Genomic DNA, 26478 nt, shown 5'->3' on the forward strand with positions numbered 1-26478 from the left:
CATCCCCCTCCTCTTAATACATTAAGTATACTTTTTTTTATGAGTTGATACTACCGTCCATCTTCTCTTCTTTAAGTAAACGATACATTTCTTTCGCATCTTCTTTACGTGCATGTTCTGCGATTGAATCGATGACGACCGTGACGAGTTTATTTCCGAAGCGAATTTGTAACTCATCTCCGACTTTGACTTCTGTGCTCGCCTTCGCGACTTGCCCATTCAGTTGAATTCGTCCTTGGTCCGCCACTTCTTTTGCCAAAGTGCGACGCTTGATTAGACGTGACACTTTTAAAAACTTATCTAGTCTCATAAACCTTTCTCCTTTGCCTCGTTCCAAAGCGCATCCATCTGTTCGAGTGTCATCTGGTGAAGGTCACCGTTCGCTTCCACATACTCGAATCGACGTTTGAACTTTCGGTTCGTCTGTTCTAATGCTTGCTCGGCATTCAGCCCAACGTATCGCGCAATGTTCACGATGGAGAACAATACGTCTCCAAGTTCCGATTCATCACTTAGGTCTTCATGCCATTCTTTTAACTCTTCTTCCAGTTTTTCGAAGGCACCGGATACGTCATCCCACTCAAATCCGACGTGAGCCGCTTTCTTTTGAAGTTGCTCCGCTCGCATCAATGAAGGTTGGTCGACGAGAACACCATCGAGTTGCGATTGTTTCTTTTCCCCTTTTTCCGTCTGTTTAATCGCATTCCAGTTTTTCACCACGTCAGAGGCATCTTCGACGGTGACATCGCCAAAGACGTGTGGATGGCGGCGCACCATCTTCTCACTGATGGAACCGATTACGTCACGAATATCGAAATAGCCCTCATCTTCTCCGATTTGAGCATGCAACATCACTTGGAGCAAGACGTCACCGAGTTCTTCGATGATGGCATCATCGTCTTCTGCATTGATCGCTTCAATCAACTCATACGCCTCTTCTAATAGATACTTGCGAAGTGACGCATGCGTCTGTTTACGATCCCACGGGCACCCGTCTGGTCCTCGAAGCGTTGCGATGATTTGTTTGAGTGTCGCAAAATCCTTCGCCAAATACGATTCATCCTCGAGCGGCGGAACGTAGAGCGTCGTCAAGTTATTCACTTCCGCCATCCGGTCCATTTCGAATAACGGAATGTGCTCAATCCGTTCTTGCGTCGTACCGGCAGCCGTCACAAGGGTGACGGGATGGTCGTCCGGATACCGTTCCATCAATTGCACTTTGACGTCACCCGCCACGAATCCATCGTACACTTGCCCGATAAGCACATGTTGGGTCACCTGCAAACGTTCAAGGTCGAGTGCGGTCGCATCGAGCAGTTGAAATCCATTGATTGGGTCGATCCGGAGCGCCTGGAACATGGCATCGAGGAAACTTTGACCACCGAGTACATGAAGGTCGGCACCGCGTTCCACCAATAGTTCGACGGTCCGTTCCGCTACGAACGGATGGCCCGGTACGGCGTATGTGATCGCCATTTCTTCACTTTTACTCAATAACGTCTCGACAATCTGGTCGTATACTTCTTCAAACGTATCACTCGATTCATAGACCGAATCAAATGATTCGAACACGAGTCCTTCCGCTTCTAACTCTTGAACGACAGGGTGTTCTTTTGTGCGCAACCAGACGAGCGGTTGCTGCTTTAAATGGCGGTACACACCGAGCGGCAATTGATTCAACTCACCAGACCCGAGTCCGACCACCGTGATTGTATAACCCATATTAGTTCTCCTTTTTCTCGAGCACGTCGAGCAGACGACTTCCGAACGGGATCAGTTCCCATTCCGCAAGTGACAGCATTCGCGTACTCCATAATCTCCATACATAGAGGAAGGCACCGCTACACACCATTCCGATTAACCAACCGAACGCAGTGATTCGCGAGTCGACCCACATCTGACCTAGCCAGTTTAACACGGCAATGAGGATCAGCATGGGTACGAGGGCTTTCCATAGCGACTTATAGTGTTTCGATCGAAATGATCCGAGCGGAATCGAGCGGTCAAGCGCCCGGAAATTATAGAACGCCATCGCTAAAAATCCAATGGATGTTCCGATTGCCGCGCCTTCAATTCCGTAACTCGGTACGAGCCATGCGTTTACCGCACTTTTCACTAACATTGCGACAACCATGCTGCGTGCCGCGACCCACTCTCGGTCAATCGCCTGCAAACATGTCATGCTCGCAATCGCCAAGGAGGCAGCGAACGTGCTCGTCGCTAAGAAGACAAGGGCTCGTGTCCCAGATTCATCTTCAAACAGGGCCACATTTAAGAAAAACATGACACCCATCAATCCGATAGTCGCTGCACCAGCAATCGCCGTCGTCACACGAATCATCGACCGGAGTCCCTGCGTCGTCTTTTGGAGATGCCCTGCCCGATAGTGACGGACGAGCGTCGGCACGTTGGCCATCCCGATGGTCGTGGTGAACAAAATGGCGAATTGCACGAGCGGATATCCTCGATCGAACACTCCTTTGCTCACCTTCGCCTCATATGTGCCACCCATCAAATTGACGATGGTGAAGGAGTCGACCAGTTGCATCCATAAAATCCCGAGTGATGCGAATCCGACCGCGAAACCCGTCGTCAACAAGAGTTTCATTCCTCTCCGAAACGTGACGCGGCGCACCCTCACAATCCGCACTCCTCGTGCGCGATAAACTAAAAAGGCAATCGCCACAAGCCCACCGATGAGCGTCGCACCATACGCATATTGACTGAGCGTATATGCATCTTTTCCGAGACGGACCCCAATCCATAATAGGGACAGCATGACCGTCACGCGGACAAAGTTCTCGAGCACTTGCGACCATGCGCTCGGTCGTAAGTCATCTCTCGATTGAAAAGCCCCGCGCAACACGGCTGATGCCGGCATGAGCAAATAACTCAAACTGATCACGCGAAGTGCAGGAGCTAGCTGCTCATCTCCAAGCCATTTCGCTAGGGTCGGGGCAAACAGCCATACCGTGACGACAAGCATGGACGAGAGTAGAAGCAAGGCGTAAAAGCTTCCCCATAAGACTTCTAACTTACGATTCGTCCCTTTCGCACCGACGCCGATTTTCGCAATGACGACCGGCATCGCATAAATGCCGAGTGACGCCACGATGGCCGCGAACGGATAGACGGTTTGATAGGCATAAAGTCCGAAGTCCCCCGCCAAGTTTTGATAGGGGACACGATAGGCGAAGCTGATCAGTTTCGATACGTAGCCGGCAAGGGCGAACAGAACGACGCCTTGCGCAAACTTACTTGGCGACCGCATCGCCCACCAACCGCTTCATCAGTTCTTCTAATACAGTATCGGCATCATTCAAGAGCTCTGTTAGCGGCATCCGACCGCTGAGTGACAGTTTCAAGGCACCGTCTTCTTGCCCTACGCCAAGCTTGCGACCAAGAGGCATCGACCACTCCATGAAGGACGGGACATCCAGAGCCGTCGTCGATTCTTTCGATAAGACAATCTCGATGCGTCCTGGCGTCTGCTTGATTCGACTCACTTTTGCCAGTTCTCCATAAATACGTAGACGTGTCAATTGAATGAGCAGCGCGACCGGTTCTGGGAATTCACCAAACCGTTCAATCAGTTCATCTTGAAGGGCGAACAACGCGCTCGGCGTATCTACATATTTGAAGCGTTTGTACATCTCAATCTTCAATTCGCTATCTGACAAGTAATCATCAGGAATATACGCATCGGCCTGGAACGTGATCTCCGGTTTGAAGACGACTTGTTTCGCTTGTCCACGCATGCGGTCTTTCCGTTCCTCAATGGCTTCAGAGAGCATTTGTGAGTACAGATCGAAACCGACCGAATCGATGAATCCAGACTGTTGTGCACCGAGTAAGTTCCCGGCCCCACGAATCGACAAGTCGCGCATCGCAATCTTAAAACCACTGCCGAGCTCTGTGAACTCTTTGATGGCCTGAAGACGACTTTCTGCCACTTCCGTCAAGCGCTTGTCTTTCCGATACGTAAAGTACGCATAGGCGATGCGATTCGAACGTCCGACACGACCTCGGAGTTGGTAGAGCTGGGACAGTCCCATTTTGTCGGCATCGTGGACGATGAGGGTGTTGACGTTTGGAATGTCGATTCCCGTCTCGATGATTGTCGTTGAGACTAAAATATCCGCCTCGCCCTCTAGGAAGCTGATCAACTGGCTCTCGAGCTCACTTTCAGTCATACGTCCATGGGCCGTAGCAATTCGTGCATCGGGCAATAAGGCCCGAATCTCTTCCGCTTTTCGTTCGATCCCTTCGACGCGGTTATAGAGGAAGAACGCCTGTCCTCCGCGAGCGAGTTCACGTTCGAGCGCTTCACGCAAGACGATGCCGTCGTATTCCATGACGTATGTTTGGACAGGATAACGATTCTCTGGCGGTGTCTCTAATACGGACAAATCACGGATTCCGATCATCGACATATGCAATGTCCGTGGAATCGGAGTCGCCGTCAGCGTCAGGACATCGATGTTCGTCTTCAGCTGCTTCAGACGCTCTTTATGTTTGACGCCGAAACGTTGTTCTTCATCGATGATGACGAGACCGAGGTTGGCGAACGTCACGTCTTTTGACAACACGCGGTGTGTCCCGACGACGATGTCAATGGTACCTTCTTTCAACCCTTTCTTCGTCGCGGTCATCTCGCTCTTCGAACGGAAACGACTCATGACCGATACGTTGATCGGGAATTCGCTGAACCGCTCGAGCATCGTTTCATAATGCTGTTGGGCGAGGACGGTCGTCGGGACAAGAAAGGCCACTTGTTTACCGGCGAGTACGGCTTTGAACGCCGCCCGAATTGCCACTTCCGTTTTCCCGTATCCGACATCTCCACACAAAAGGCGATCCATCGGACGGGAGCGTTCCATATCCGCCTTGATTTCTGCAATCGAACGGACCTGGTCTTCTGTCTCGGCGTACGGGAAAGAGGATTCGAACTGACCCATTTCTTCATCGTCCGGAGGGAACGCAAAACCGACCGAGGCCTCTCGTGCCGCGTACAATTTAATGAGCTCATCAGCAATGTCTTCAACCGATTTGGCAACTTTCGATTTTACTTTCTTCCACTCGGTGCCGCCGAGTTTATAAATCTTTGGCTCTTTTCCTTCGGCACCGACATATTTTTGGACGAGATCGATTTGATCGACCGGCACGTAGAGGGCGTCGTCCCCTGCATAGACGAGGTGCAGGTAATCCTGATGGATCCCACCGACCTCGATTGTTTTAATGCCAAGGTACTTCCCGATTCCGTGGTGCACATGGACGACATAATCATTCGGCTTCAGCTCTTGGTAACTCTTGATTCGTTCGGCATTCGTCAAATTCTTCGTCTGACGTTTTCGTTTCGTCACACGCTTGAATAACTCTTCTTCCGATACGACAACGAGACGGCTCGTCGACAGTTCGAATCCACCTTCGATTTGACCGATGATGACCGAGACACGTCTCGGTTCTAACTCTCCATCGACATTGGTGAAAGTCGAGGCGATTCCATAGTCGGAAAGAAGCGCTTCGATTTTATCTGCACGCGACTTATCTCCCGCAAGTACGACGATGCGTTGATCACCTTGCTGCCATCGCTCGACTTCCTGTTTCAATAGATGCATCTGACCATGGAACGCCGGTAGCGGACGACAGCTCAAATGGACCGTATCGCTCTCCGGAATACCTGAACGACGAGACGGAAGCAAGGAGAACGCCACTTGCTTCAAGTCGCGGAAGACTTTATGCATCGGGACGGCGAGCGTGTAATTGCTGACGGCTTCTCCTTTTTCGATGAGTGAAGAGAACCATTCCGCCTCTTCGCGGTCCTGTACGTCGGCAGCGTCATCGATTCGTGCCACCTCATCTAAAATGAGGACGGCGTCTTTCCCAACGTAGTCAAGGAGCGTGGACGTATAGAGCAATGGCGAATACTTCCCAACTTTCTCCGGGAGGTCTCCACGCTCAAGCCGCTCGATGTCTGTCACGACTCCCTCTTCAAGGGCTTGACGGATGACTTCATTTCCAATCAATTCGACGGTTCGGTCGTACTGTTTCCGAAGCGCACCGCCCGCCTGCTTCAGCTGATTCTCCGTTGCGATGAACTCGGTCGCAGGCGTAATGCACACTTCCCCCACTACACCAAGCGAGCGTTGCGTTTCCGCGTCAAACGTGAAAATGGAGTCAATCTCGGTGTCGAACAAATCGATTCGATATGGGCGCGCTTCCGTAAGAGGATAAACGTCTAGAATACTCCCTCGTACGGAAAATTCACCAGGTGTGGTCACCGTTGCCGTTCGTTCGTAGCCCATGCCCGTCAATTGTTTCGCAAAATCCGCTAAATCGAGGTCACTTCCCGGCTTCAACATAACGCGACTATCTTGCCACGCTTCCGGACTCGGTACATAGCGTCGTAATCCACCAAGCGGCACGACAACAACGCCTCCTGTTTGGTCGAGGAGACGAGTACGGGCATCGATTCGGGCAGCTAGCAGTTCCGGACTAGACGTCAGTGACAGTTCACCTGCTAGCGTCTCATCGATTGGATATAAGAGCGTTTTGTCCGGACCGATGAGTGATTCAAGTTGATCGAACATCTTTTGGGCTTGATACATGTTATGCGTCACGACGACGAGACGTCTCGATGACGATTTCACGAGTCCCGCCAAGACGAGGGCTTTCGCGCTTGTCGTCAATCCCGTCACCAATTGACGGTCCACTTTTTGGAGTCGCTCTCGAATCACATTCGTTTCAGGGAGCGCCACCATAAATCTCTCTAAAGCATTCATTTGTTTTCCTCCAACTCATACGACAAAAAAGGGTGCAATGACCCTTTAGTTGTATCGATTCATCAGCGCCAGCCAATCTGTGTCCACAAAATCAGTGGCTGCAGTTACGGCGTTATCGAGTGTTTCATTTAATTCCGGCAACTCGTCTTTGCGATAGTTCATCAACACCCAGTCGACGACTTTAATCGGGTGCGGGGGACGACCGATTCCGAGCTTTAATCGTTTGAATTCAGCCGTTCCTAAGTGTTGAATGAGAGATTTGATCCCATTATGACCACCCGCGCTCCCTTTCGGACGGAAACGAAGCTTGCCGGGCACCATATCCAAATCGTCATAAATGACTAATAAATCATCAATCTCAATCTTATAATAATCTAAAATGGGACGAACGGCTTCACCCGACAAGTTCATATACGTAAGTGGTTTGACGAGTACTACGCGTTCACCATTGATTCTTCCCGTTCCCATAAGGGCATTAAACTTCGCTTCATTCAGCGAGATGCCATGCTTTTCGGCGAGACGGTCAATCGCTAAAAACCCGACATTGTGTCGCGTCATCTCAAACTTTTTCCCGGGATTCCCAAGACCGACGATGCATTTCATATCATTTCCTCCTGAACAAAAAAGCCCAAAGGCGAATGCCTCCGGGCCTCGTTTTTTTAATCGAATAGGGTACTGACCGATTTATGCTCGTGTACGCGCATAATCGCTTCCCCAAGCAAATGGGCGACCGACATTTGCTTGATCTTGCTCGAGCAAGGGCGACCCGTCAAATCGATGGTATTTAAGACGACCAACTCTTTGATTGATGAATTGTCGATCCGCTCCATCGCTGGTCCAGAAAGAACTGGGTGTGTACAAGACGCATACACTTCTTTCGCACCCGCTTCGACGATAGCATCTGCCGCAAGTGTGATCGTTCCAGCTGTATCGATAATGTCGTCAATCAAAATCGCCGTTTTCCCTTCGACACTGCCGACGATATTCATGACTTCAGCGACGTTCGCTTTCGGACGACGCTTGTCAATGATAGCAATCGGCGCTTTCAAACGTTCTGCCAATTTACGTGCACGTGTCACGCCACCGTGGTCTGGAGAAACGACCACGATATCTTTCGCTTGAAACTCTTCTGTTTCAAAGTAAGTCGAGATGAGCGGTACACCAAGTAATTGGTCAACCGGAATATTGAAGAATCCTTGAATTTGCGCTGCATGCAAATCCATCGTGATGACGCGTGTCGCACCAGCTACTGTAAGAAGGTCAGCGACAAGTTTCGCCGTGATCGGTTCACGCGAGCGTGCTTTACGGTCTTGACGTGCGTATCCATAATACGGCATCACGATGTTGATCGTACGGACAGAAGCACGTTTGAGTGCATCGATCATGACAAGCAATTCCATGAGCGTTTCGTTTACAGGCGAGCTTGTTGATTGGATGACATACACATCATCTCCACGAACACTTTCCTCGATGTTGATATAGAGTTCACCGTCGCTGAAACGTTTGACTTGGCAATCGCTGAGCGGGACACCAATTTCTTTCGCGATTTCTTCAGCAAGCGGGCGGTTCGAGTTTAAGCTAAATAGACGAATTTCTCGTTCGTATACAGTAGACATGTTTAGGATTCTCCTCCGTTGTTTTCCATAATGATTGGCAGCAAGTTATCGTTTTGTGTAGCCTTCTTTATTCGTTTGGCGTTCGCGTGCAATCGCTAGCGCCTCTTCTGGTACATCACTCGTAATCGTCGATCCAGCAGCGACAATCGCGCCTTTCCCGACTTTTACAGGGGCAATCAAGTTGACGTTACAGCCAACGAATGCATCGTCTTCCACGACTGTCTCGAACTTGTTCTTACCGTCATAGTTCACTGTGATCGAGCCACAGCCTAAGTTGACGCGCTCACCGATTGACGCATCCCCGATATAGCTCAAGTGTGACGCTTTCGCACCGTCACCGAACGTCGATTTTTTAATCTCTACAAAGTTGCCGACGCGCGTGTTCGCACCGAGGACAGCTTGTTGACGTAAGTGAGCGAACGGTCCGACTTGAGCCGCCTCACCGATTCGGCTATCAGTCACGACAGACTGGCGTACGACGGCATGGTCTTCAATCACACTGTTGCGGATGTCCGAGTTTGGTCCGATGACACATTCTGAGCCAATCGTCGTCTTGCCAAGAATGACCGTTCCCGGATAAATGACCGTATCCGATCCGATGACCACGTCTGGTGAAATGTACGTCGATGCCGGGTCCATGAAGGTAACCCCTTCACGCATGAGACGCTCATTTGTCCGCTTGCGCATGATGGCTTCTGCTTGCGACAAGGCGACGCGGTCATTGACCCCGATCGTCTCATCAAACGTCGGTGCTGTATGCGCCGCAACCACTTCGCCCGCTTCTTTTGCGATTGAAATGACGTCAGGTAAGTAATATTCGCCCTGTGCATTGTTGTTCCCGACTTGTTTGAGTGCATCGAACAACAATTCGTTATCGAATACGTACGTCCCTGTGTTGATTTCATTGATGGCGAGTTCTGCCTCTGAAGCATCTTTATGTTCCACGACTTTCGTCACATTCCCATCTTCACCACGAACGACTCGACCATATCCGGTCGCATCGTCAGCAATCGCAGTCAACACCGTGACTTTTGCTTGTTGCGCTTCGTGATGCGCGAGAAGGGCTTCTAACGTCTCTGCCGTGAGTAACGGTGTATCTCCACAGACGACAAGCGTCGCCCCTGATTTACCCGCAAGCTCTGCTTCAGCCATCTGAACAGCGTGCCCTGTTCCAAGCTGTTCTTCCTGGACCGCATACTCTACCCGTGTGCCGAGCGTGTCTTGTACCGCTTCCGCCCCATGGCCAACGATTACGATTTGACGACTGACACCGATTTGGTCTAACTGATCGACAACATGCTCGACCATTGGTTTCCCTAGAACTGGATGAAGTACTTTATATAACTTCGACTTCATTCGCGTCCCTTTTCCTGCTGCCAAAATGACTGCAAAACGCTCCATGCTTGATTCGCTCCTATCTCACAACAGCTGTGATTGGTCTGTATAGTTCGGCTTTTCTGCAACTAAATCCTATTTACACCGTTTCTACTATATCGAAACCATGCCTTCGTTTCAATAGTTGTACCGTTCCTTAACCATTGAAACGCAAAAAAACAGCGGCAGGCAACCTAACCGCTGTTTTCTGTCATTCATGTGTACCGTATGACACATGTTGTGGGTCAAGGATTTCCACATCCATATTGGAATAGGTTTCCAATACAGCGGCTTCGACCTTTTGTCGCATCTCCCCGTTAATCGGATGCGCAATATCCCGAAAAATCCCTTCTGGTGTCCGTTTGCTCGGCATGGCGACAAATAGACCGCTACTTCCTTCGATGATTCGAAGGTCATGTACAACGAATTCATGGTCAAGTGTGATTGAGGCCAACGCTTTCATTCTGCCTTCTGTCGCGACTTTGCGAATTTTTACGTCTGTGATCTGCATGTTTCGCATCCCCTTTTTCATCGTTGTCTACGCCATGGTGTGATCTTCTGTAAGGTTCAGTTGGTTTCAAACGAACGTCATGACTTCATATTGATAACTCTATACCCTCTAATCATAAAACGAAATCAAAATTTTGCCAATCACTTTAAGAATTGTTCCACATTCCCCCGCGAAATGGTGACAAGCCCTTCATCAGGATCGACATTCGTTAACTTCATCAAGCTGACGTATTCACTCACCATCTTCTTCTCGGCTCCTTCGGCCTCCATCAAGACACCGACGCCCGCAAGGTTAGCCTCGAATTCATTCAAGAGACTCATCATCCCACGAATCGTTCCGCCGGCCTTCATAAAGTCGTCAATTAGGAGCACATTCGCACCACGTGGCAGACTGCGACGTGCGAGCGCCATCGTACGGATCGCTTTCGATGAACCCGATACATAATTGATACTGACGGTCGAGCCTTCTGTGACACGGCTATCCGAACGAACGATGACAAACGGAACACCTAACTGCTCAGCGACCGCATAGGCAAGTGGAATCCCTTTCGTCGCAATCGTCATGACCACATCGACTTTACGGTCGGCGAAGACGGACGCAAAGACCTGCCCCATCGGTTTCACCTGACTTGGATTACCTAGTACATCCGTGAGGTAGAGATAGCCTCCTGGTAAGAGACGCTCCGGTTTTGATAGTTGCTCACAGAGCGTGTCAATCATCTCCAGCGACTTTTCCTTACTCCATCCCGGGATGAACATGACACCACCGGCTGCACCAGGGACAGTCACCAGTTTTCCAATCCCATCATGGGACAACATTTCACTGACAATGACAAGGTCTTCACTAATCGACGACTTTGCAGCTTTATAACGACTTGAAAACATCGACAACGAGACAAGCTGATGCGGATGATCAAGTAAATAACGGGTCATATCGACGAGACGACCACTTCTACGAATTTTCATACGGATTCTCCTTCACATCTTCAATAATAAACGAATGTTCTATTGAGAATATATCACTTTCATTCGTTTTTGTTCAATGTCTTTTGCCGAGAATCCGAACGACGAACACTTCTGGGCAAAATCCTTTCAATCCATTATAGATTCGATGCGCTTTTTGCTCGTGTTCAATCAGCGCAAACACGGTCGGTCCGCTTCCACTCATGAGAACACCTTCCGCTCCGCAATGACGCATCGTTTCTTTGATTTGTTTCACTTCCGGGTGCAGCTTGAGTGTCACACTCTCAAGTGAGTTCCCAAGGTGTTCACAGATTCCATGAAAATCTTTTTGACGAATCGCCTCCACCATGGCATCGGTATCAGGATGATATACCTCTTCCATACGCACTGCCCGATACACATCTGCCGTCGATACCCCAATTTTCGGTTTACCGAGAACGACATAGCACGGTGGCGGGGACGGAATCATTTCTAACTGTTCACCACGACCTCTTGCAATGGCTGTGCCACCGATGACACAAAACGACACGTCCGATCCGATCTCGGCACCGAGCTCTGCTAGCTCCTCTAATGACAAGTTCAATGAAAACAGTTCGTTCATCCCACGGAGCGTTGCCGCCGCATCACTCGAGCCACCTGCAAGGCCAGCTGCCACGGGAATCTGTTTATCGAGCACAATCTCGACCCCTTGCTGAATGTTAAAACGTTCGCGCAACAATTCTGCTGCTCGATACGCCAAATTCCGATGATCATTCGGCACATAGGCGTGTTCTGATTGAATCCGAATCTCATCCGACTCTAAAACTGTCAACTCCAAGCGATCTGCCAAGTCGACTGTCGTCATTACCATTTCTACTTCATGATAGCCGTCCGGACGCTTTCCAAGGACATCAAGTGTCAAATTAATTTTTGCCGGCGCTTTCACACTGATCGTGCGCATCACGTTCACCCTTCCCATTTGTCTCCTGTTCGCCATTGTACCGTAAACGGGCGCACAAAAAAAGAAGCAGCTGCCAATGCATCCGCCCCTCATTTATAAATCAATTACCGAATTCAATTTTAACTGTATCCGTTAGGACATCAGCGTAGCTATACGAGACACGTTCCACATTATGCAGGTCTTCATCCAATTTCACAACGAACACCGCAGGATATGTCTCAACGAGCGTTCCAAACCGAGTAACAACTTTCTTACGACCGCCGTTTGCTTTCAACGTCAATCGTTCACCAACATGCGATTCGAGTTTTTGTCTGATTTCTTGTAACGTCTTTGGCATACGCTTCACCTCACTGTTACAAGTATAGCATAATTGAATATGAAAATAAAGATTAATATTATAACGACTCGTTTTCAGGTCGTCAACTATTTTTAAGTGGTAAAATTGTGTCAGACAAACGTGCGAATTCTTCTAGGCTTAACGTCTCTCCACGACGTTTCGGATCGATTCCAGCCTCGTGAAGCGAACGTTCGAGTTCGACCTTATGTTCTTTCCCGATATAGTTTGTCAAATTGTTCAGGATGGTTTTACGGCGCTGAGCGAAGCTTGCTCGGGCCACATCAAAGAAAAATGCTTCGTCTTTCACTTGTACGGCCGGTTCTTTACGCATTCGTAGTGTAATGACGGCCGAATCGACGTTCGGTGCTGGGATGAACACGTTTTTCGGCACGATGAAACTGACTTCTGCTTCCGCATAATACTGAATCGCAATCGATAGCGAACCGTATGCTTTCGTGCCTGGTTTTGCTCCAATCCGTTCTGCCACTTCTTTTTGAATCATCATGACGAGCGAGCGGAACTTAACGCCGCTCTCAAGCAAACGCATGATGATTGGTGTCGTGACGTAGTAAGGTAAGTTGGCGACAACCGAAATATCTTCAATACCTTCGTTTAAAAATTCTTGCTCCACGATCTCCCGTAAGTCCAGTTCCAATGCATCCCCATGGATGACTTTCACATGCGGATAAGGCGACATCGTATCATCTAAAATCGGCAAAAGACGTTGGTCGATTTCAAGCGCAACGACCTTTTTGGCACGCTTGGCCGATTGTTCGGTCAATGAGCCGATTCCGGGACCGATTTCAAGGACACCACTCACTTCACTCAGTTCTGCTGCTCCGACAATTTTACTCAAGATGTTCAAATCGATTAAAAAGTTTTGACCGAGCGATTTTTTGAATGAAAACCCATGTCGCTCTAAAATCGCTTTCGTTCGTTGGATTGTTGCAATGTCTTTCAACCCTGTTCCTCCTCTAATTGAGCAAGTGCCTGCTCCCACTCTTCGATCGTGACGCCGAGCGCCTCGACCCGTTTTACAAATTGTTTGGCATTCGGCTCACCGATTCGAAGCAACACCCCGAGTCGCTTCCGACGCGTCGCGGCCGCTGCTCCACCGATTAAATCCGCCTCCAACACCATTTTCCGTGTGACGATTGGTTGGTCCGTTTCGACACGCGGTTCAAACACTGCTCCTAAGACACGGCGAAGTGACTCCGGACTCGCATGTTCCACACCGATTTTCCCACGCTTGTCCTTCGCCTCGGCCCGAGGCAAGTGTGCGTGCTTACATCCTTTGACGCGTTCCTCGACAATCGCCCGAATACGATCTCCTGGATAATCTGGGTCCGTCAAAATGATGACCCCGCGCTTCTCCTGAGCACGACGGATTCGTTCAATCGTCTGATCGGATACGGCAGACCCGTTCGTTTCAATCGTATCGACGTCGAACACTTCTTGAAGTCGCGCCGTGTCGTCACGCCCTTCTACGACGATAATTTCTTGTATTTTCTCACGCATTGTCTGATCCTTCTTTCTCTTCTTCCTGCTTTGGAATCACCCAGATGGTGAGTGGTTTACGACCAAACGTTACGGCCTCTTCCTTTTCATCCATCATGATATCGATTTTTTGCCCTTTGATTGCACTTCCTGTATCCAAAGCAATCGCCATACCGATTCCCTCGACATACACGCGAGTCCCGAGTGGAATGATGGCAGGGTCGACGGCGATGATGCGCATGCCTTCATACAAAATCGTGTCGGTCACATCATATCCGCTTCTTGTCAGCACGCGTCCGTCATACGTCACCGTGTCTTCCGGATTGTTCGTATAAGCGGTCGCTTCCACAAGCAATTGTTTTGCGGATGAAAAATCAAGTACGTCATCTGTTTTCGGCGGTTCGGCAATCTCGACTTCAGCTTCCGGAATGAATGGGCTCGATTCATCCGCGGTCGTCGACTCAGCGTCGGTTACCGGTTCCGTGACTTTCTTCGTTCCCACTTTGATAATCTGCGGCATCGTTTTACGCAATGTCTCGACATCTGTTTTCGTACGATTTGTAATTGTACCATTTTCCACAGTAAGTGCATACCTTGTCCGTTCAAGTCCAGGAACCCCGACCTGCACCATTTGCTTCACACCTTCTTCGAGCGTGTCATCCTCTTCCTCAACCACTTCAAACGGAATCAACTCACTCTCATATTGAACGACATCACGATTCGTATTGACCGTAATCGTCAACCCTTCTCGGATCGGTGTGGAAGGAGCCGGCATGACCGTATCACTTTCCGTCACATCGATGTTCTCTTCCATTAAGAGTTGCTCCACATCCGTAGCCATTGTATAAATGGTCAACGCCTCTTGACCGACAATGAGATTCACGGCCACGACCGGTTGATATCGAATCGTCATCCCATTCGTCACCGGTGTACGGACCGATGGATACACCGTATCTCCGTCCCGTACCGTGACTCCGTATCGCAGTAAGACATCCTCTACGGTCCGCTCGCGCGTCTGCACTGTCTCCGTTTGACCGTAGCCAATCTGGAGCGAAACCTCGTGTGAACGCTCAATCCGAATCAAGCGGTCGTCCGGTACATCCTCACTGAGCGCCGGTGTGACATAATCTGATTCATCTAGTGTGATATTTAACTCTTCAAGCACCTCGAGAACCGAGTCAGCTCGTGTTTCATGCTCGATCACCACACCGTCATCGACGATTCGAATCGATTCAGGTTGTAACATCACGTACGCCACAGAAGCCGTCGCAATAATACCGATACTCGCTAATACACGCTTGATCATGGGAGTCGGAACAACTTCTTCGCGTTGGCTGTCGTGGCTGCAGCGAGCTCATCGTACGGCATATCGCGAAGGGTGGCGATCTCTTCAGCTACGTATTTGACGTATGCTGGTTCGTTACGTTTTCCCCGGAACGGTGTTGGGGTCAAGTACGGGCAATCCGTCTCGACAAGCAGACGATCCAGCGGCACTTCTTGCGCCACCAACTTCGGAACCTTCGCATTTTTGAACGTGACCGGTCCTCCTAACGAAATATAGAAGTTCAAGTCTAAACAACGAGGCAAGAGTTCGACAGACATGCTGTAACTATGGAACACACCACCGACTTCCTCGGCATGCTCTTCTTCTAAAATATGAAGGACATCTGCCGTTGCTTCTCGGTTATGAATGACAATCGGCATATTCGTCCGTTTGGCAATGGCGATTTGTTGACGGAAAAGGCGTTGTTGCATATCTTTCGGTGATTTGTCCCAATGATAATCGAGTCCGATTTCACCGAGTGCCATGACTTTCGGATGACTCATGAGTGTTTCGATTCGTGCTAAATCCGCATCCGTACAGTCAATCGCATCGACAGGATGCCATCCGACAATGGCATAGATATCTTCGTACGTTTCCGCCAGTTCAATGGCTCGATCGATGGTCGGTGTATCAAATCCGACGACGAGTAACGGAGAAACGCCCGCTTCTCTCGCTCGCACAATTGTCTCCTCCACGTCTTCACTGAACTGTTCCGCATTGATGTGCGTATGTGTATCAATCAACATCTTGTTTCCTCCTTAGAAAAAGAGAGGGAGACCGCGGTCTCCCCCATTCCATTATTTGACGATGGCACCGTTCGGCATCTGGTCTGAGACCGTCGCGAGCTCGAGTTTCCCGTCACGATCCGCCGCTAGAATCATCCCTTGCGAGAGTTCTCCACGGAGCTTGACTGGTTTCAAGTTTGCGACAACGATGACTTTCTTGCCAACCAAATCTTCAGGGGCATACCATTCAGCGATACCAGACACGATTTGACGTGTCTCTTTCCCAAGGTCGACTTGAAGTTTCAACAGTTTCTTCGCTTTTTTAATCTTATCGGCTTCGACGATTTGACCGACACGGAATTCGACTTGGTCGAAGACATCAATCGTGATTTCAGGACGAATGTCTTCGTCAGCTTCTTCTACTGATGCCGTCTCCGTCTCTTCAATCCGTGCTTTAGACGCCTGACGCATCATTTCTTGGATTGCATCGACTTCTTCTTTCACATCACGACGTGGGAAAATCGGTGTCCCGTCCGTCACGACCGCATTGCTAAAGTCTGCGAATGTATCCAACGCCTCCCATGACATGTCCTCTCCCTCGAGTCCGAGCTGACGGAACATCTCTTTTGGAGCGCGCGTCATGAATGGTTGAATCATGATGGCAACATGACGAAGTACGCCCGCAAGATGTGTCATGACAGAAGCCAGCTCCTCGCGCTTCGACTCCTCTTTCACGAGAACCCATGGTTGTGTCTCATCGATATATTTATTCGCACGGCTGACGAGTTGCCAAATGTTTGTGAGTGCGACCGAAAACTCCATGTGCTCCATGGCTTCTTCTGTTTTGCGTGTCGTCTCTTTCACCACGTTCAACAATTCTGCATCAAATGCCGTGACATTTCCGTTATATGCCGGAATATTTCCGTCGAAGTACTTTTTAATCATCGCAATGGTGCGATTCAATAAGTTTCCGAGGTCGTTCGCTAAATCAAAGTTCAAGCGGTCAACGAACGCTTCCGGCGTGAACGTGCCATCCGCTCCGAATGGAACTTCACGGAGAAGGTAATAGCGGACCGAGTCGAGGCCGTAACGATCAATCAATGGGATCGGGTCCACGACGTTCCCTTTCGATTTCGACATCTTCCCATCCTTCATGAGCAACCATCCGTGCGCAAATACTTGCTTCGGTAATGGAAGATCAAGCGCCATTAAGAGGGCTGGCCAAATGATCGTATGGAAACGTACGATTTCTTTCCCTACCAAATGAACGTCTGCTGGCCAGTAACGGTTGAAGAGTTCATCGTTGTCTGTACCGTATCCGAGTGATGAGATATAGTTTGTGAGCGCATCGACCCATACGTACACGACGTGCTTCGGGTTCGATGGGACTTGGACGCCCCAATCAAACGTCGTGCGTGATACAGCCAAATCTTGAAGACCCGGCTTTAAGAAGTTATTGATCATCTCGGTTTTACGAGATTCTGGCAAAATAAAATCAGGATGTGACTCAAAATATTCAATCAAGCGGTCCGCGTATTTGCTGAGGCGGAAGAAGTAGCACTCCTCACGAACGAGCTCGACCGGATGTCCGCTGTCAGGACTTTTTCCATCGACGAGCTGCGATTCAGTGTAGTACGTCTCATCCGGTACGGAATACCATCCTTCGTACTCACCGAGGTAGATGTCCCCATTTTTAAGTAATGTCTCAAAAACATGCTCGACCACTTTCTTATGGCGGTCCTCTGTCGTACGGATGTAGTCATCGTACGAAATTTCGAGACGGTCCCATAAGACCTTGATCTCTTCCACGACTTCATCCACGAAAGCTTGTGGCGTCACGCCTGCCTCTTTCGCTTTTTCTTGAATCTTTTGACCGTGCTCATCCGTTCCGGTCAAATAACGGACGTCAAACCCTTTTAAGCGTTTGTAGCGCGCAATCGCATCACCTGCTACCGTGGTATATGCGTGACCGATGTGCAGTTTTGCACTCGGATAATAAATTGGGGTTGTAATATAAAAAGTCGGCTTCGCCATGATTTATTCTCCATCCTTTCGACATATGCAATTTCCATTATACACGGTTCGACAAAAGAATTTCCAAACCTAATTGTTTGGAATTTTTTTGCGTTTTCTTCGTCATAAATATTCCAAAAATACCCTTTCTTTGTTTCAAGTTCAAACTTACGGGGAAATTTAGGTATATATCGTTCTTGATTCGACAAATTTCGAAAATTTACTTTTCCAGATAGTAAGCAGTTGACTACAATTGGAAAGTTTAGTATGCTTTTTGCTGTAGTCACATTGTCGAATTTTGACGATTCATGTCACCACGAGATTTCGACATCATTGGAGGAGGAAACACAAAATGAAATCTACAGGTATTGTACGTAAGGTTGATGAGCTTGGTCGTGTCGTTATTCCAATCGAATTGCGTCGTACACTCGGTATTGCAGAGAAAGATGCTCTCGAAATTTACGTCGACAACGATCAAATCGTTTTGAAAAAATATAAGCCAAACATGACTTGCCAAGTTACAGGCGAAGTATCAGATGATAACTTCAAATTGGCAGACGGCAAACTCATCTTGTCACCAGAAGGTGCACAACGTGTTCTCGTTGAGTTGAAGAACATGCTCGAAAATTACTACAGCGAAGAGTAAGCAAGGATTTCCTTGCTTACTCTTTTTTATGCAATTGATGATACGTATCGTATACATCATTCCGAGACTCGCCGCGGTCTTTCGCAGTCTGTTTGATTGCCGCGTTTGGTTTCAGCCCTTCTTCGATATAGTGAACCACGTGCTCGTATGCAGATAGTGTTTCCCACCATGTTGTCGTAGGTGCCGCCTCTGTCGCTCCACTCACCAAGACGACAAACTCACCACGCACTTCACCCTCACACCATGTCAACGCCTCATCCACAGTTCCTCTCAAAAACTCTTCAAACGTTTTTGTCAGTTCACGACCTAATACGATTTGTCGATTCCCGAACACTTGTCGAATCGCTGTCAACATCTCTTTCAAACGATGAGGAGCCTCATAAAAAATAACGGTGCCAGGTTCGTATTGAATCGATTCGAGAATCTCAACCCGATCCTTCTTCTTACGCGGCAAGAAACCGTAATAGAGAAAACGTTCAGTTGCAAGACCGGATGCGACGAGTGCCGTAAGTGCTGCATTCGCGCCGGGTAAGACGACAACCGGGATGTTTGCCTCAATGGCTAATCGCACGAGATCGCTTCCCGGGTCTGAAATTCCAGGCATACCTGCATCTGAGACAACGGCAATCGATTTTCCGGACAACAGATCGTCAATCAGTCTTGGACCACTCACTTCTTTATTATGTTCATGATAGCTAATCAATTTTGTCGCAATGTCAAAGTGTCGGCAAAGCTTCATCGTTTGTCGTGTGTCTTCCGCTGCGATTAAGTCTACTTCCTGAAGGGTCCGTACCGCGCGATACGTCATATCCTCCAAGTTCCCAATTGGGGTCGGCACGACATACAACGTCGGTTGTTCAGTTTGATAGCTCTTCTGTGAATTCATTGGTCGTCCCCTCCATCAACTTCTCTTTTTGTGCTCGGGTCAATTGCTTGATGGACCATTCGTATCGCATGGCCTCCCGCTTCGTCTCAAACGATTGTACGTACCGAAGTCGTACAGGGAGACGGGCTTTCGTATATTTCGCACCTTTCCCGGCATTATGTGCAAGGAGTCGTTTTTCCACGTCTGTCGTATAGCCCGTGTAGTACGTTCCATCACCGCATTCCAAGATGTACGTATAATGTTTAGGCATCGAGAATAGCTCGCATCGCTTCTGTATACGTATCGTCTTCTTCATAGACAACAAATGGCGGTAAAATTTTAAGACCTGCTTTTCCATCTTTCGATCCCTCGATTAATAAGGTATTCGCCTCGCGTCCCGCTTTCGGGTAAACGAGTTGCATTCGTTTTGGTTCAATTCGATACGCACGCATCAACGTCAGGATATCCAGTAAACGTTCTGGCCGATGCACGAACGCCACTTTCCCTCCCGGTTTGACGAGTTGACTGGCCGTCTTGATGCAATCTTCTAACGTGCACAGCACTTCATGGCGCGCAATCGTATGATGCTCATTTTGATTTCGGAGTGACGTCTCGTTCGCTAAAAAGTAGGGCGGGTTACATGTGACTACGTCATATCGTGCATGCCCGAGCTGCGTCGCTGCCGTTTTCACATCGCCCTCCACCACTCGAATTCGCTCTTCAAGACGATTGACCGCCATGCTTCGATTCGCCATGTCGACCAGTTTCGATTGAATCTCCACACCTGTTATCGTTCCTTTTGTACGATATGACAAAAAGAGCGGGATTGCCCCGGTGCCAGCACACAAATCGACCAGTTGTCCTTTTTGGATAGGCACCCATACAAACTCTGCAAGCAGTACCGCATCTAATGAAAATGAGAACACATCATCACTTTGAATGATTTTACCTGGACGTCCGAGCAAATCATCAAGGCGTTCTCCATCCTTAACCGTTACCATCGTTTCCTCCTTCTATAAAAGAAAGGCGACGGATAGGGAACCCCTATCTATCGCCCCGTATTAATGTTTATTGAGCATCGACAAACAGAAGAGACAGTCCCCATCTTTTCGTACCTGTCCGTAATGGAGGTTACAAATGTGGAATCCTTCTTGATACAGCGCAGCCAAATTGTTCTGCCCTTTCCCAGACAATGCGATTTGTGAATCACCATTTGTCGTATCAACTTCTGCCAATTGTTCGACTTTTTCGCGTAAGTGATGATTCTCTAGATACATATGCTGGTTCTCTTCAAGCAAATAAGCGAGCTGCTCTTTTAACACGCCTAAATGTTCGGTGAGGAGCTGCATCTGTTGCTCGATCGCATCCACCCGCATCATTACTTCTTTTTTGTCCATTCTTTCCACTGCTCAGCACCCCATCACTGTTTTGACGGTTTTCGTTTAATCGCACCCACTTCAACGAGTTCATCAATCGTATATGTGACGACACGCGTCCGATCGTGGAGCTCAACTTGAATGAGTTGGTCCAAAATGTTAAGACCGATTACCCGACCATCACCTTCTGGAATTTTGATTCGCTTGCCGACGTCTGGTAAATCACGTTTCAGTTCTTCATATGTGTCATTCTCATATTTCAAACAGCACATCAGACGACCACATACTCCAGAGATCTTATTCGGATTCAACGAGAGATTCTGGTCTTTGGCCATTTTGATCGAGACCGGTTCGAATTCCCCAAGAAATGACGAGCAGCAAAGAACCCGACCACATGGCCCAATCCCGCTAAGGAGTTTCGCTTCATCACGAACACCGATTTGTCGGAGCTCGATTCGTGTCCGAAACACACTAGCTAAGTCTTTTACCAATTCTCGAAAGTCGACGCGACCCTCGGCAGTAAAATAAAAGATCACTTTATTGCGATCAAATGTATACTCAACATCAACTAGCTTCATTTCTAATTGATGTTCTCGAATTTTTTCTTCACAGACGGCGTGAGCATCAACGGCTGCCAGTCGATTATCGCGTACGATATCCGCATCCTTTTGGTCCGCGACACGAAGGATTGTCTTCAACGGCAGGACGACTTCGTCTTCGCCGAGCTGCTTGTTGACTTGGACGATTTCCCCATACTCAATGCCACGTACCGTTTCAACGATGACATGGTCCCCACGTTTAAGCGTTGCATCGCCTGGTGAAAAGTAATAGATTTTTCCCGCTTCTTTAAAACGGACTCCAACTACTTCAAGCACGCGCTTCTATCCTTTCTGCAAATCGAACGAAAGTCGTTCGAACGTTAATTGAGGATTGACGTTTGCCTCAAGTCGCCAAATGGCCGCATGTACACTTTCAATCGCATGTGTAAGCTTCGTGACAGATCGATTTTGGATAAATGCGTTGTACAAGGCGGCCTCATTCTTAAATAGCTTCGGAGCATACATATCTCGCACTTTTAAATGAAGTGCCTCCTCCAGCCAATGTTCGAATAATTCAAGACCGACTCGCAACTCATTCCGTCCTTTGAAATGCCCTAACCATTTTTCTTGTGCGAACAAGAGCAACTCTTGAGGTCGTTTCGTCAATACTTCAATTAATTGTACCACTAGCCCGTACGCCTGTACAAACCACTCCTGCTCAAGTGCCTCTTTCGCGTCATCCCATTTCGGATAAACGGTCAAGGCAAGGTATGCCAAATCATACGTACAGGACAGTTCTTCTGACATTGTTTGCGCCAACTGAGCTCGGTCGATTGGACGAAAAGCAAGTTGTTGCGCACGCGAACGAATCGTCGGAAGAAGCAACTGTGGTTGTGTCGTCACTAAAATAGCAAGCTTACCTACACCCGGTTCTTCAAAGAACTTCAATAGACTGTTCGCCGCTTGAGTCGTCATCTTGTGCGCTTGATGAATGACGTACACTTGGCGATCACCTTCAGCACCTCGTAGTGATAAATCACTGAGCAATTGCTGAATCTGTTCTTTTTTTATACTCGCACCGTCCGGCTCCACTTCGATGTAGTCGACAATGTTTTTAGAATCCATACGCCGACAGTTTCGACACACTCCACAAGGCTCTGCACCATCTGGTGATTCACAAAATAAGGCTTTGGCGAACAATGTGGCTGTATCAATCAAATAAGGCTCATAATCTCCTGAGAAGATATACGCATGCCCCACTTTATTCGAAACGATTGAATTTTGAATGATGCGAGAAACGACAGTTTGCGACTCGCTCAATTCTTGAAAACGCATATGCCCAACTCCCATTAAAACTGATGGAATCCTTCGATCGGCAAGACGAATACCGTCGCCCCTCCGACTTGTACTTCGACTGGGTAAGGAATATACGAATCCGCATGTCCTCCCATCGGTGAAATCGGCGTGATCATTTGGTCGCGGCTCGAGCAGTTCGATTGAATCACGTCCATCAAATCATCAAGACGCTCTTGTGGAATCCCCATCATAAACGTTGTATTACCTTCTTTTAAAAATCCACCCGTCGTGGCTAACTTTGTCGCGCGGAAATCTTGCTCGACGAGTGCGTCGGACAAACGTGCGCTATCCTTATCATGTACGATTGCAATTACCATTTTCATCATTTTTGTACGCCTCCTTGTTGTAGTCGTTCGATCGTATAGTCAAGTACCTCATCTTGAATGCATTCAATCGATTGATCGGCATCAATCCGAACGATGCGTTCTGGATACTGTTTCAGTAACGTTTGGAATCCTGCATAGACACGCTCATGGAATGCATGATCACGACTCTCGATCCGATCAAGCTGTCCCCGATCTTTCATACGTGCACTCGCCCGTTCCGGATTCAAATCGAATAAAAAGGTTAAATCGGGCGTGAGACCATTCGTCGCCCATTCATTCAATGACCGAATCTGATCAAGGTCATACTGCAATCCATATCCTTGATAAGCAATGGATGCATCGATGAACCGGTCGCAGAGAACAATGGCGCCCCGCTCTAACGCTGGCCGAATCACTTGTTCCACGTTCTGAGCCCGTGATGCGGCATAGAGCATCATCTCCACGCGTGGTGTCATCTCATGATGATCGGGAGACAATAACACTTCGCGAATCTGATTCCCGACCGTTGTTCCTCCAGGTTCTCGGGTCACGACGATGTCATATCCTTTTTGTTTTAAGTTTTCTACTAATAATTGAAGCTGTGTGGACTTTCCTGATCCATCCGGTCCTTCAACCGTAATAAACATTCCGCTCACGTTTTAAAACTCCTCTACAATAACGTCAATTTGCTCTATCATAACATGCTTACTAGCTTGAAGCTTCCTCCCTAAAGAAATCCATTCCCGGAGCACCCGGATTTTTTCTTCTGTAATCCGCTCTCCTTTTAGAATCCATGGAATACCTGGTGGATATGGAATCACCGTCTCTGCTGAAATCAATCCGATTGCTTGGTCGAACAGAACTCGCTGCATTGGAAAAGCTGTTTCTGACGTATAGAGTTCAGACACGCGCTCGGTTTGTGGGAAGGGAAAGATCGTTTCATCGTCTTCAATGATCGGCACATGGGTAGATGCTTTTTTTATTAATTTGATCCAATGTTCGATTTCCTGTTTCTTTATTTCCCTGAATGGCAAGCAGAATAACACATGATCGACTGCCGCCAACTCGATGTCTATGCCGATTGAGGCGAGATGCTGACTAAAGATCAATCCATTCTTCGGATAAGTCAGAATCGTCACTTTCGTAAAGTCATCTCCGACTTTTACAACAAAACCAGCTCGTTTTAATTCAAGAACAAATTGTGCATGGCTTTTTTGGATTGCGGACCATTCCTCATCCGTTAAACGTTCTAGATAAGAACGAGCATAATCCAATGAAGCCATGACGAGATAAGACGGACTCGAAGTCTGAAAAGAAGATAATGCATGCTTCAAGCGCACTTCATCGATATGATCTTTATAGTGAACCCAAGCCCCCATAGTGAGGGCAGGCAACGTTTTATGAGCGGACTGCACGACTGCGCTTGCTCCTTCGAAGATTGCAGAGCGACGTGGCAACTGTGGATGAATCAAATGAGCGCCGTGTGCCTCATCGACGAGCAATGGAATGTCGAATGATGTCAAATAGTCCGAAATCGTTCGAATGTCTGCCATATCCCCGTAATAGGTCGGAGACGTCAACATGACGGCTTTCCCTCCAGGAAATTCTTGAATGGCCTGTTCGATCGTATCTAATGTCACGACAGTCGGAATGCCTGTGCCACGTTCAATGGTAGGTGTTAGTAAGACTGGCTTTAATCCTAACCATTCGATTGCGTTCCAAACCGATTTATGTGAGTTCCGTTGAACATATACCCGTTCACCACGTTTCACTGTTGCCGCGAGCATACTCCAATTTCCCGCAGTCGATCCGTTGACAAGCCATTTACTTTTACTCTCATACAACTTACCCAATGCACATTCTGCTTGCTCGATGATTCCCGAGGCATCGTGCAAATCATCTAAATGCGCTAGCTCGGTCAAGTCGTAAGGCATGACCTTTACGAATGCATCAGGTAAGCGATCATCCATCACCGTACCGTTATGATGACCAGGTACGTGGAAAGAGACGCGGTGCTCGCGAACATGCTGTTCCAGAACCTCTAAAAATGTAAACGGATTTTCCCGAGCAGGAGCCATCTGTTATTCCTCCTAAACTATAAAAATATGAAAAAAGACGATCAAGCATATGCTTGATCGTCTTCTGCGTTGGCCTGGCAACGTCCTATCCTCACAGGGGGAGATCCCCCAACTACTTTCGGCGCTGAGACGCTTAACTTCTGTGTTCGGCATGGGAACAGGTGTGGCCGTCTCGCTATCGCCACCAGACTTTACAGGGCTTGTTCCCTGAAAACTGAGGATTCATCAACACAAACCATTAGACTAGATCAAAGCCTCGACCGATTAGTATCATTCAGCTCCACGTGTCGCCACGCTTCCACCCATGACCTATCTACCTCATCGTCTCTGAGGGGTCTTTCTTGATTGCTCAAAGGGAAATCTCATCTCGGAGGGGGCTTCATGCTTAGATGCTTTCAGCACTTATCCCGTCCGCACGTAGCTACCCAGCGGTGCTCCTGGCGGAACAACTGGTACACCAGCGGTGCGTCCATCCCGGTCCTCTCGTACTAAGGACAGCTCTCCTCAAATTTCCTGCGCCCACGACGGATAGGGACCGAACTGTCTCACGACGTTCTGAACCCAGCTCGCGTACCGCTTTAATGGGCGAACAGCCCAACCCTTGGGACCTACTCCAGCCCCAGGATGCGATGAGCCGACATCGAGGTGCCAAACCTCCCCGTCGATGTGGACTCTTGGGGGAGATCAGCCTGTTATCCCCAGGGTAGCTTTTATCCGTTGAGCGATGGCCCTTCCATGCGGAACCACCGGATCACTAAGCCCGACTTTCGTCCCTGCTCGACTTGTAGGTCTCGCAGTCAAGCTCCCTTCTGCCTTTGCACTCTTCGAATGATTTCCAACCATTCTGAGGGAACCTTTGGGCGCCTCCGTTACTGTTTAGGAGGCGACCGCCCCAGTCAAACTACCCGCCTGACACGGTCCTCCAGCCGGATCACGGCTGCGAGTTAGAGACTCTATACGCAAAGGGTGGTATCCCAAGGGTGTCTCCACCGAAGCTGGCGCTCCGGCTTCACAAACTCCCACCTATCCTGTACATCGCGTACAAAGCCTCAATATCAGGCTGTAGTAAAGCTCCATGGGGTCTTTCCGTCCTGTCGCGGGTAACCTGCATCTTCACAGGTACTATGATTTCACCGGGTCTCTCGTTGAGACAGTGCCCAAATCGTTACGCCTTTCGTGCGGGTCGGAACTTACCCGACAAGGAATTTCGCTACCTTAGGACCGTTATAGTT

The 26478-nt window shown here is 48.7% G+C and carries 26 protein-coding genes and 2 rRNA genes (1 of these 28 cut by a window edge); 1 reads left to right on the plus strand and 27 read right to left on the minus strand.

Translation table 11 applies throughout. The features are described 5' to 3' along the window. Window positions 1-37: 37 nt before the first annotated feature. The 16 genes from BV910_RS00105 to metG all read right to left on the minus strand — a co-directional run bounded on the left by BV910_RS00105 (window position 38) and on the right by metG (window position 18102). Window positions 38-310 (minus strand): RNA-binding S4 domain-containing protein, encoded by a 273-nt coding sequence (locus BV910_RS00105; RefSeq protein WP_012727726.1) that lies wholly within the window; start codon window positions 308-310, stop codon window positions 38-40. After that, on the minus strand, window positions 307-1722 hold the full coding sequence (gene yabN / locus BV910_RS00110) for a bifunctional methyltransferase/pyrophosphohydrolase YabN (RefSeq protein WP_078145929.1): 1416 nt from the start codon (window positions 1720-1722) through the stop codon (window positions 307-309). The genes BV910_RS00105 and yabN overlap by 4 nt, the downstream gene beginning before the upstream one ends. A 1-nt stretch (window position 1723) precedes the next feature. After that, window positions 1724-3271 (minus strand): polysaccharide biosynthesis protein, encoded by a 1548-nt coding sequence (locus BV910_RS00115; RefSeq protein ID WP_078145930.1) that lies wholly within the window; start codon window positions 3269-3271, stop codon window positions 1724-1726. Continuing rightward, window positions 3255-6782, minus strand: a complete 3528-nt coding sequence (mfd, locus tag BV910_RS00120) for a transcription-repair coupling factor (RefSeq protein ID WP_053001397.1) — start codon at window positions 6780-6782, stop codon at window positions 3255-3257. The genes BV910_RS00115 and mfd overlap by 17 nt, the downstream gene beginning before the upstream one ends. Before the next feature lie 45 nt (window positions 6783-6827). Further along, a complete protein-coding gene (gene pth / locus BV910_RS00125) occupies window positions 6828-7385 on the minus strand; it encodes an aminoacyl-tRNA hydrolase (protein ID WP_012727730.1) in 558 nt (185 codons plus the stop codon). A gap of 56 nt (window positions 7386-7441) precedes the next feature. Continuing rightward, window positions 7442-8398: a ribose-phosphate diphosphokinase gene (locus BV910_RS00130; protein ID WP_012727731.1), complete on the minus strand. Its 957-nt coding sequence runs from the start codon at window positions 8396-8398 to the stop codon at window positions 7442-7444. Window positions 8399-8443: 45 nt separating this feature from the next. Continuing rightward, complete coding sequence (gene glmU, locus BV910_RS00135) at window positions 8444-9799, minus strand: bifunctional UDP-N-acetylglucosamine diphosphorylase/glucosamine-1-phosphate N-acetyltransferase GlmU (protein WP_012727732.1); 1356 nt, start codon at window positions 9797-9799, stop codon at window positions 8444-8446. Window positions 9800-9983: 184 nt separating this feature from the next. Beyond that, entirely contained in the window at window positions 9984-10283 is a 300-nt protein-coding gene (spoVG, locus tag BV910_RS00140) for a septation regulator SpoVG (protein ID WP_012727733.1), read from the minus strand. Window positions 10284-10423: 140 nt separating this feature from the next. Further along, on the minus strand, window positions 10424-11248 hold the full coding sequence (gene purR, locus BV910_RS00145; RefSeq protein WP_012727734.1) for a pur operon repressor: 825 nt from the start codon (window positions 11246-11248) through the stop codon (window positions 10424-10426). Window positions 11249-11321: 73 nt separating this feature from the next. Next, window positions 11322-12185 carry a 4-(cytidine 5'-diphospho)-2-C-methyl-D-erythritol kinase gene (gene ispE, locus BV910_RS00150; RefSeq protein ID WP_168169881.1) on the minus strand — a complete coding sequence of 288 codons (864 nt, stop codon included), beginning with the start codon at window positions 12183-12185 and terminating at the stop codon, window positions 11322-11324. A 100-nt stretch (window positions 12186-12285) separates the two neighbouring features. Then, on the minus strand, window positions 12286-12522 hold the full coding sequence (locus tag BV910_RS00155; RefSeq protein WP_012727736.1) for a Veg family protein: 237 nt from the start codon (window positions 12520-12522) through the stop codon (window positions 12286-12288). An 82-nt stretch (window positions 12523-12604) separates the two neighbouring features. Further along, window positions 12605-13483: a 16S rRNA (adenine(1518)-N(6)/adenine(1519)-N(6))-dimethyltransferase RsmA gene (rsmA, locus tag BV910_RS00160; protein ID WP_012727737.1), complete on the minus strand. Its 879-nt coding sequence runs from the start codon at window positions 13481-13483 to the stop codon at window positions 12605-12607. Beyond that, window positions 13480-14040 (minus strand): ribonuclease M5, encoded by a 561-nt coding sequence (gene rnmV, locus BV910_RS00165; protein WP_074035294.1) that lies wholly within the window; start codon window positions 14038-14040, stop codon window positions 13480-13482. The genes rsmA and rnmV overlap by 4 nt, the downstream gene beginning before the upstream one ends. Then, window positions 14033-15325: a 3D domain-containing protein gene (locus tag BV910_RS00170; protein WP_078145932.1), complete on the minus strand. Its 1293-nt coding sequence runs from the start codon at window positions 15323-15325 to the stop codon at window positions 14033-14035. The genes rnmV and BV910_RS00170 overlap by 8 nt, the downstream gene beginning before the upstream one ends. Continuing rightward, a complete protein-coding gene (locus tag BV910_RS00175) occupies window positions 15322-16089 on the minus strand; it encodes a TatD family hydrolase (RefSeq protein WP_078145933.1) in 768 nt (255 codons plus the stop codon). Before BV910_RS00175 ends, BV910_RS00170 begins: the two co-directional genes overlap by 4 nt. Window positions 16090-16140: 51 nt before the next feature. Continuing rightward, a complete protein-coding gene (gene metG, locus BV910_RS00180; protein WP_078145934.1) occupies window positions 16141-18102 on the minus strand; it encodes a methionine--tRNA ligase in 1962 nt (653 codons plus the stop codon). Between the two features lie 331 nt (window positions 18103-18433). On the opposite strand from metG, the gene BV910_RS00185 reads away from it, so the two are divergent. Next, window positions 18434-18727 carry a transition state genes transcriptional regulator AbrB gene (locus BV910_RS00185; RefSeq protein ID WP_012727742.1) on the plus strand — a complete coding sequence of 98 codons (294 nt, stop codon included), beginning with the start codon at window positions 18434-18436 and terminating at the stop codon, window positions 18725-18727. Between the two features lie 16 nt (window positions 18728-18743). Here the strand turns inward: BV910_RS00185 and rsmI are convergent, their stop codons facing one another. The 11 genes from rsmI to BV910_RS00240 all read right to left on the minus strand — a co-directional run. Further along, a complete protein-coding gene (gene rsmI / locus BV910_RS00190) occupies window positions 18744-19613 on the minus strand; it encodes a 16S rRNA (cytidine(1402)-2'-O)-methyltransferase (RefSeq protein WP_078145935.1) in 870 nt (289 codons plus the stop codon). Beyond that, window positions 19585-19863, minus strand: coding sequence for a GIY-YIG nuclease family protein (locus tag BV910_RS00195; RefSeq protein ID WP_012727744.1), 279 nt, complete (start codon window positions 19861-19863; stop codon window positions 19585-19587). The genes rsmI and BV910_RS00195 overlap by 29 nt, the downstream gene beginning before the upstream one ends. Continuing rightward, a complete protein-coding gene (locus BV910_RS00200; RefSeq protein WP_078145936.1) occupies window positions 19856-20593 on the minus strand; it encodes a tRNA1(Val) (adenine(37)-N6)-methyltransferase in 738 nt (245 codons plus the stop codon). The genes BV910_RS00195 and BV910_RS00200 overlap by 8 nt, the downstream gene beginning before the upstream one ends. A gap of 60 nt (window positions 20594-20653) precedes the next feature. After that, window positions 20654-20989: a DNA replication initiation control protein YabA gene (yabA, locus tag BV910_RS00205; protein WP_012727746.1), complete on the minus strand. Its 336-nt coding sequence runs from the start codon at window positions 20987-20989 to the stop codon at window positions 20654-20656. A 23-nt stretch (window positions 20990-21012) separates the two neighbouring features. Next, window positions 21013-21843 (minus strand): PSP1 domain-containing protein, encoded by an 831-nt coding sequence (locus tag BV910_RS00210; RefSeq protein ID WP_074035285.1) that lies wholly within the window; start codon window positions 21841-21843, stop codon window positions 21013-21015. A gap of 6 nt (window positions 21844-21849) precedes the next feature. Next, window positions 21850-22842, minus strand: a complete 993-nt coding sequence (locus BV910_RS00215; protein ID WP_078145937.1) for a DNA polymerase III subunit delta' — start codon at window positions 22840-22842, stop codon at window positions 21850-21852. Between the two features lie 14 nt (window positions 22843-22856). Continuing rightward, entirely contained in the window at window positions 22857-23186 is a 330-nt protein-coding gene (locus tag BV910_RS00220; protein ID WP_031421800.1) for a cyclic-di-AMP receptor, read from the minus strand. Then, a complete protein-coding gene (tmk, locus tag BV910_RS00225; protein WP_078145938.1) occupies window positions 23186-23824 on the minus strand; it encodes a dTMP kinase in 639 nt (212 codons plus the stop codon). The genes BV910_RS00220 and tmk overlap by 1 nt, the downstream gene beginning before the upstream one ends. A 3-nt stretch (window positions 23825-23827) precedes the next feature. Then, window positions 23828-25246 (minus strand): aminotransferase class I/II-fold pyridoxal phosphate-dependent enzyme, encoded by a 1419-nt coding sequence (locus tag BV910_RS00230; RefSeq protein WP_078145939.1) that lies wholly within the window; start codon window positions 25244-25246, stop codon window positions 23828-23830. Between the two features lie 72 nt (window positions 25247-25318). After that, window positions 25319-25435: ribosomal RNA gene (gene rrf / locus BV910_RS00235) — 5S ribosomal RNA — on the minus strand. 55 nt (window positions 25436-25490) lie between these two features. After that, a 23S ribosomal RNA gene (locus BV910_RS00240) occupies window positions 25491-26478 on the minus strand (it continues 1926 nt past the right edge of the window).

Origin of the sequence: Exiguobacterium sp. HVEsp1, assembly GCF_002009685.1 — a bacterium.
In the GTDB taxonomy this organism is placed as follows: domain Bacteria; phylum Bacillota; class Bacilli; order Exiguobacteriales; family Exiguobacteriaceae; genus Exiguobacterium; species Exiguobacterium profundum.

Excerpts from the sequence above, each read along its gene's own strand:
- BV910_RS00195 (WP_012727744.1), bottom strand. The coding sequence starts at position 19,863 with ATGCCTAAACATTATACGTACATCTTGGAATGCGGTGATGGAACGTAC.
- BV910_RS00200 (WP_078145936.1), bottom strand. The coding sequence starts at position 20,593 with ATGGTAACGGTTAAGGATGGAGAACGCCTTGATGATTTGCTCGGACGT.
- BV910_RS00115 (WP_078145930.1), bottom strand. The coding sequence starts at position 3,271 with ATGCGGTCGCCAAGTAAGTTTGCGCAAGGCGTCGTTCTGTTCGCCCTT.
- BV910_RS00170 (WP_078145932.1), bottom strand. The coding sequence starts at position 15,325 with ATGATCAAGCGTGTATTAGCGAGTATCGGTATTATTGCGACGGCTTCT.
- BV910_RS00175 (WP_078145933.1), bottom strand. The coding sequence starts at position 16,089 with ATGTTGATTGATACACATACGCACATCAATGCGGAACAGTTCAGTGAA.
- BV910_RS00215 (WP_078145937.1), bottom strand. The coding sequence starts at position 22,842 with ATGCGTTTTCAAGAATTGAGCGAGTCGCAAACTGTCGTTTCTCGCATC.
- BV910_RS00105 (WP_012727726.1), bottom strand. The coding sequence starts at position 310 with ATGAGACTAGATAAGTTTTTAAAAGTGTCACGTCTAATCAAGCGTCGC.
- metG (WP_078145934.1), bottom strand. The coding sequence starts at position 18,102 with ATGGCGAAGCCGACTTTTTATATTACAACCCCAATTTATTATCCGAGT.
- glmU (WP_012727732.1), bottom strand. The coding sequence starts at position 9,799 with ATGGAGCGTTTTGCAGTCATTTTGGCAGCAGGAAAAGGGACGCGAATG.
- spoVG (WP_012727733.1), bottom strand. The coding sequence starts at position 10,283 with ATGCAGATCACAGACGTAAAAATTCGCAAAGTCGCGACAGAAGGCAGA.
- rnmV (WP_074035294.1), bottom strand. The coding sequence starts at position 14,040 with ATGCGTGAGAAAATACAAGAAATTATCGTCGTAGAAGGGCGTGACGAC.
- purR (WP_012727734.1), bottom strand. The coding sequence starts at position 11,248 with ATGAAAATTCGTAGAAGTGGTCGTCTCGTCGATATGACCCGTTATTTA.
- BV910_RS00230 (WP_078145939.1), bottom strand. The coding sequence starts at position 25,246 with ATGGCTCCTGCTCGGGAAAATCCGTTTACATTTTTAGAGGTTCTGGAA.
- pth (WP_012727730.1), bottom strand. The coding sequence starts at position 7,385 with ATGAAATGCATCGTCGGTCTTGGGAATCCCGGGAAAAAGTTTGAGATG.
- BV910_RS00220 (WP_031421800.1), bottom strand. The coding sequence starts at position 23,186 with ATGAAAATGGTAATTGCAATCGTACATGATAAGGATAGCGCACGTTTG.
- BV910_RS00130 (WP_012727731.1), bottom strand. The coding sequence starts at position 8,398 with ATGTCTACTGTATACGAACGAGAAATTCGTCTATTTAGCTTAAACTCG.
- BV910_RS00185 (WP_012727742.1), top strand. The coding sequence starts at position 18,434 with ATGAAATCTACAGGTATTGTACGTAAGGTTGATGAGCTTGGTCGTGTC.
- yabA (WP_012727746.1), bottom strand. The coding sequence starts at position 20,989 with ATGGACAAAAAAGAAGTAATGATGCGGGTGGATGCGATCGAGCAACAG.
- mfd (WP_053001397.1), bottom strand. The coding sequence starts at position 6,782 with ATGAATGCTTTAGAGAGATTTATGGTGGCGCTCCCTGAAACGAATGTG.
- ispE (WP_168169881.1), bottom strand. The coding sequence starts at position 12,185 with ATGCGCACGATCAGTGTGAAAGCGCCGGCAAAAATTAATTTGACACTT.
- BV910_RS00155 (WP_012727736.1), bottom strand. The coding sequence starts at position 12,522 with ATGCCAAAGACGTTACAAGAAATCAGACAAAAACTCGAATCGCATGTT.
- yabN (WP_078145929.1), bottom strand. The coding sequence starts at position 1,722 with ATGGGTTATACAATCACGGTGGTCGGACTCGGGTCTGGTGAGTTGAAT.
- rsmI (WP_078145935.1), bottom strand. The coding sequence starts at position 19,613 with ATGAATTCACAGAAGAGCTATCAAACTGAACAACCGACGTTGTATGTC.